The 5,442-nt window shown below is 52.9% G+C and carries 5 protein-coding genes; all 5 read left to right on the top strand.

Annotated elements, in window-relative coordinates:
- Nucleotides 1–100: 100 nt before the first annotated feature.
- Nucleotides 101–511: a YkgJ family cysteine cluster protein gene (locus GF401_07575; GenBank protein ID MBD3344905.1), complete on the top strand. Its 411-nt coding sequence runs from the start codon at nt 101–103 to the stop codon at nt 509–511.
- 218 nt (nt 512–729) lie between these two features.
- Nucleotides 730–1,188 (top strand): transcriptional repressor, encoded by a 459-nt coding sequence (locus GF401_07570; protein ID MBD3344904.1) that lies wholly within the window; start codon nt 730–732, stop codon nt 1,186–1,188.
- Nucleotides 1,185–3,380, top strand: a complete 2,196-nt coding sequence (gene katG / locus GF401_07565; GenBank protein MBD3344903.1) for a catalase/peroxidase HPI — start codon at nt 1,185–1,187, stop codon at nt 3,378–3,380. The genes GF401_07570 and katG overlap by 4 nt, the downstream gene beginning before the upstream one ends.
- A gap of 41 nt (nt 3,381–3,421) precedes the next feature.
- The gene (locus tag GF401_07560) at nt 3,422–4,567 is read left to right on the top strand and encodes a gfo/Idh/MocA family oxidoreductase (GenBank protein ID MBD3344902.1); all 1,146 of its coding nucleotides are present in this window, start codon (nt 3,422–3,424) and stop codon (nt 4,565–4,567) included.
- A 216-nt stretch (nt 4,568–4,783) separates the two neighbouring features.
- On the top strand, nt 4,784–5,442 hold a 659-nt coding region (locus GF401_07555; GenBank protein ID MBD3344901.1), incomplete at its 3' end, for a hypothetical protein.

Raw genomic sequence — 5,442 nt, 5'->3', positions numbered from 1 at the left:
CCGGGGGGTTGGGCTATCAGGAAAAGCATTTTCCGAGCTGGGTCTAAGGGGCTGCCTAGCCCCTTCCATAATATTATCCCCAAATAATTAAAATATAAAAATGCCAAACCCCTCCTATCTCAAAAATGGTCTCCGTTTCACCTGTAAACAGTGCGGGAACTGCTGCACCGGCGAACCGGGGACAGTCTATGTGTCCGAAAGTGAAATAAATGCAATCGCCGGGCGTCTTGGATTGGATCCCACTGCATTCAAAGAGCAGTATTGTTATCCTTTTCGCGACAGTTTCAGTCTCAGGGAGCATCCCGACGGCGCCTGTGTGTTCTACAAGAGCGTCGGGGGGTGCCTTATCTATCCGGTCCGTCCTTCACAGTGCCGCACCTATCCATTCTGGATAAAGATTATCAGAAATGAGAAGAACTGGAATAACGAGAAAAAAGCGTGCCCGGGTATCGGAGTGGGAAAACTCTTTACCGAAGAGACTATTACAGGGGTCGTGAATGGTAGGAGCTGAAGAGATGTGAGACAACGAGCGTGACAACGATTTGAGAGTTGAAAGTCGAAGGCGATGCACTGAAAAACGATACCCCACAACCCCTTCCATATAAGCCTCGTCGGAGGCGGCATGTCGGTAGATATCCCCATCCCGGAACACAGAAGTAACAGAATTTGACATAACCACCACAACCAACTATATTAGTAATAATAAGAACGATTATTAGTAAGGGTAGTATGCATTACCGCAAAAGCCGACAACGCGAAAGAATTCTTCAAGTGCTCAAGCAGACGGAGGCCCACCCAACGGCCGACTGGATTTACCATCAACTGAAGGATGAGATTCCCGATCTGAGTCTGGGAACGGTATACAGGAACCTGAAGGTATTAATGGAGCAGGGGCATGTGCGGAAGGTTCCTTTCGGGAGTACTTTCGATCGTTTTGATGCAAAACTTGACCCGCATTACCATCTTGTATGCGAACACTGCGGGAAGGTGCTTGATTTTGAAATGCCTGTTTATGATGAGATAAATCGTCGTGCACAGGAAAGCAGCGCATTCAAAGTTACACGTCACAGAATCGATTTTTTCGGCATCTGTGAAAATTGTCAAAAGCAGATACAACAAAAAACCGGAAACAAAGACACTTCCCGTGGGAAAAGGGGAAGAAAGTCTGGAAGGAGAAAAATAGTATGAGTGAGAGCAAGAAGTGCCCGGTAACGGGTGCGGTAAGCGCAATCCCGGCTGGTCGCGGCGCCTCGAATCGTGACTGGTGGCCAAACCGGTTGGACCTGGGAGTTCTTCACCAGCACACGCAGGTCTCCAGTCCGATGGACCCTGATTTCAATTATGCCGAAGAATTCAAGAAGCTTGATCTTGACGCCCTGAAAAAGGATCTTCATGCGCTGATGACCGATTCTCAGGAGTGGTGGCCTGCCGACTGGGGGCATTACGGCGGCTTGTTTATCCGCATGGCCTGGCACAGTGCAGGCACCTACCGCACGGCCGACGGCCGCGGGGGCGCGAATACCGGGAACCAGCGTTTTGCCCCGGTCAACAGTTGGCCCGACAACGGCAATCTTGACAAAGCGCGGCGCCTTCTCTGGCCGGTCAAGCAGAAATACGGAAACAGGATCTCCTGGGCCGATCTCATGATCCTTGCCGGCAATGTCGCTCTGGAGTCGATGGGCTTTAAAACGTTCGGTTTTGGCGGCGGACGCGCCGATATATGGGCGCCCGAAGAAGATATCTACTGGGGCAGGGAAGACACATGGCTGGGAGACAAGCGGTATAGCGGCGAACGCAAGCTCGAGAACCCGCTGGCAGCGGTTCAGATGGGGCTGATCTATGTAAACCCTGAAGGGCCGAACGGTAATCCCGACCCGGTGGCGTCGGGCCGTGATGTTCGCGAGACCTTTGCCCGCATGGGCATGAACGATGAAGAGACTGTTGCGCTTGTTGCCGGCGGCCATACGTTCGGCAAGGCGCACGGAGCAGGAGACCCCTCGCTGATGGGCCCGGAACCCGAGGCTGCTCCTCTCGAAGAGCAAGGTCTGGGATGGACCAACAGGTTCGGCACGGGCAAGGGAGAGCATACTACTACCAGCGGTATCGAAGGCGCCTGGAAACCGAACCCGACAAAATGGGACAGCGGTTATTTCGACATGCTTTTCGGCTATGAGTGGGAACTGGTAACAAGCCCTGCCGGGGCAAAGCAATGGCTTGCAAAGGATGTCAAAGAAGAGGACATGATCCCGGATGCTCACAATCCCTCGAAAAAGCGCCGTCCAATGATGACCACTGCCGATCTGTCTCTTCGATACGACCCGATTTATGAACCAATCTCTCGTCGATTCCACAAGGACCAGCAAGCCTTCGCCGATGTCTTCGCCCGCGCGTGGCTTAAACTGACCCATCGGGACATGGGGCCGCGCTCGCGCTATCTGGGCACGGACGTCCCCTCGGAGGACCTTATCTGGCAGGACCCGATTCCGGTGGTGGACCACGAATTGATCAATGAACAGGATATCGAAGATCTCAAAGGCACGATACTCGATTCGGGGCTTTCACTATCCGAGCTAGTTGCAACCGCCTGGGCGTCGGCGTCGACATACCGCGGCTCCGATTATCGCGGGGGAGCCAACGGCGCACGTATCCGCCTTGCACCACAGAAAGACTGGGAAGTGAATCAGCCTGTGCAACTGAAAAAAGTGCTGGGTGTTCTCGAAGGAATCAGGAGCGCATTCAACGAGGCCCAGACAAACGGGAAAAGAGTTTCGCTCGCCGACCTGATAGTGCTCGGTGGTTGTGCTGCTGTTGAACAGGCGGCAAAAAACGCTGGCAGCGATATCACCGTTCCTTTCACTCCCGGCCGAATGGACGCCACGCAGGAGCAAACCGATGTCGAGTCATTTGCGTTTCTCGAGCCGGTTGCAGATGGGTTCCGGAACTACAACAAGACAAAATACACTGTTTCAGCAGAAGAACTGTTGATCGATCGTGCGCAACTGCTGACTCTGTCTGCTCCCGAGATGACCGTTCTTATCGGCGGCCTGCGTGTTCTGAATGCCAATCACGATAAGTCCCCTCACGGTGTTTTCACGGACCGGCCGGAGACACTCACCAATGATTTCTTCGTGAATCTCCTTGACATGGGAACCGTCTGGAAACCCGTATCTGAAGAAGGTGACGTCTTTGAGGGGCGCGATCGTGCAACCGGCGAACGCACGTGGACCGGTACCCGGGTCGACCTGGTTTTTGGCTCCAATTCGCAACTTCGTGCACTCGCGGAAGTCTATGCTTGTGAGGATTCGCGGGATAAGTTCGTGCGGGATTTCGTGGCAGCGTGGACCAGGGTGATGAACGCCGACCGATTCGAGCTTGCCTGATTGCAATTGTGGTATGAATACTTGCTTTTGCGGCGGTTGATATGCCGGTATGGCCGGATGGTAATAAACTATCCGGCCTGGAGCGTTTCGAAAAAAGATATCGTAACAATTTTCACGCTTCGGCTACATTTCCGCTTGTTTTTCAGCCCTTTATATATAGCTCATCCATTGATCCGGTCTTCTGTCTTTACTATTTTACAGGTATGTCGTCAAACGTACAATGGGGTATCATCGCAACCGGCGATATTGCCCATACCTTTGCAAGTCAGTTTAGCCGGGTCCCCGGCGCCACGCTTCTGGGAGTAGGGTCCCGGAGCGCTCAGCGGGCAGAGGAATTTGCCCGCACCTATGGCATACCCCGGAGTTACGGCTCCTACCGGGCGTTGGTGGATGACCCTGCTATCGATGCTGTCTATATTGCCACCCCGCACAATCTGCATTACGAAAACACCCTGATGGCGCTGGAGGCCGGCAAGGCGGTTTTGTGCGAGAAGCCCTTTGCGCTCAATGCCGTGCAGGCCAGGGAAATGGTTAACAGAGCAAGGGAGAAAAACCTTTTCTGCATGGAAGCCATGTGGGCGCGATTCAATCCTGCATTTGAAAAGGCATTAGAGCTTCTGGAAGAGCATGCTCTGGGTACAATCACCGATGTTCATGCCGATTTCAGTATCTATATCCCTTACGATCCTGTTCGCCGATGGTATAATCCCGAGCTGGGAGGCGGATCGCTCCTCGATGTCGGGGTCTATCCTCTGTGGCTCTCTCACCGGCTTCTGGGAATGCCGAAAAACATCCACTCAAGCATGGCCTTTGCATCGAATGGTGTTGATGAAAAGGACGCGATTATCTGTGAATATGCAGGAGGCGCCGGAGCGGTGCTTACCTCGGGATTTCGTGGCGTCGGCGATCGCACGGCATGCATTACCGGCACAAAAGCGAGTCTGATTTTTCACTCCTGCTGGCACCGTGCGACAAAACTGACCCTCCACCCGCGCAACGGAAAGGACCAGACATTTTCTTTTTCACCCCAATCGCAGGGACTCCATAATGAAACCCGCCATGTAACAGAATGCCTTGTGGGGGGAAAAAAAGAGAGCGATGCAGTTTCTTTTGCCTCGACGATCGAGATAATGGAAATGATGGATTCGGTGCGGGCACGGCATAATCTGCGCTATCCCGGGAAATGATGCACTGAACGAGGCCCGTTGAAATTTGCGTGTAGAGTAAAGAGAGCATAGGCCCCGGGGGGGCTGGGCTTTCAGGAAGAGTATTTTCCAAGCCGGGTTTTGGCATGGTCCCGACCGGGGGAGGGAATAGACCCCCAGGCCCTACCATAATCATAAATCCTGTTGTTTATATTATTTTAAAACCAGAACATACAATCAACACATACACTTGAGTTTATGATCAAAAGAATCTCACGAATCACGCTGTTTTTGTATCCGGCGGCCCTTTTGGTTCTCTTTGGCTGCGCACCGGTACGGCAGATTCGCCCGCTGGAGAAAGGGGAGTCGTCGGTGCATGTAGGACTGGGTGGTCCGATTACGCAGGTGGGAGACGTCTATATCCCGCTACCGCTTCTGAGTGTCGGTTATAACCGGGGTATGCATATAAATCTCGATATCGAGTTCGGGAGCCATATAACTCAGGCGATGTTCGGTATCATGCATCTCAATGGGGGAGTCAATTGGCGCCCGGTGTTTTCCAAGGGGCTGATTCCCGGGATAATTATTTCGCCGTCGGTTCATTTCATGACCGATTTTGAGCCACAATCGGTTCGCATCTACCCGGTGCTCGATCTCAATGGATACTGGAAATTTGCTCAAAAGCATTATGTGTATGCGGGAATTGAAAACTGGTTTGAGTTGACCCGGACCCGTGGCGACGGGCTACAGCAGGAACATCACTGGCTTATTGCTCCCCATATCGGCGCCTCGCTGGGGGTTAAAAAGTGGGATATCCTTATCGAAGGCGTTGTATATACTCCCAATCTCTTGAATACCGGGCGGGGCACGAAGAATATCGGTTTGGGCGACCAGGGGGTCCTGGGTGTCTTTCTCGG

It is taken from the genome of Chitinivibrionales bacterium (assembly GCA_014728215.1).
Classification (GTDB): Bacteria; Fibrobacterota; Chitinivibrionia; order Chitinivibrionales; family WJKA01; genus WJKA01.
This window is presented reverse-complemented; position numbering and strand designations above follow the sequence as displayed.

Excerpts from the sequence above, each read along its gene's own strand:
- GF401_07575 (MBD3344905.1), top strand. The coding sequence starts at position 101 with ATGCCAAACCCCTCCTATCTCAAAAATGGTCTCCGTTTCACCTGTAAA.
- GF401_07570 (MBD3344904.1), top strand. The coding sequence starts at position 730 with ATGCATTACCGCAAAAGCCGACAACGCGAAAGAATTCTTCAAGTGCTC.
- katG (MBD3344903.1), top strand. The coding sequence starts at position 1,185 with ATGAGTGAGAGCAAGAAGTGCCCGGTAACGGGTGCGGTAAGCGCAATC.
- GF401_07560 (MBD3344902.1), top strand. The coding sequence starts at position 3,422 with ATGCCGGTATGGCCGGATGGTAATAAACTATCCGGCCTGGAGCGTTTC.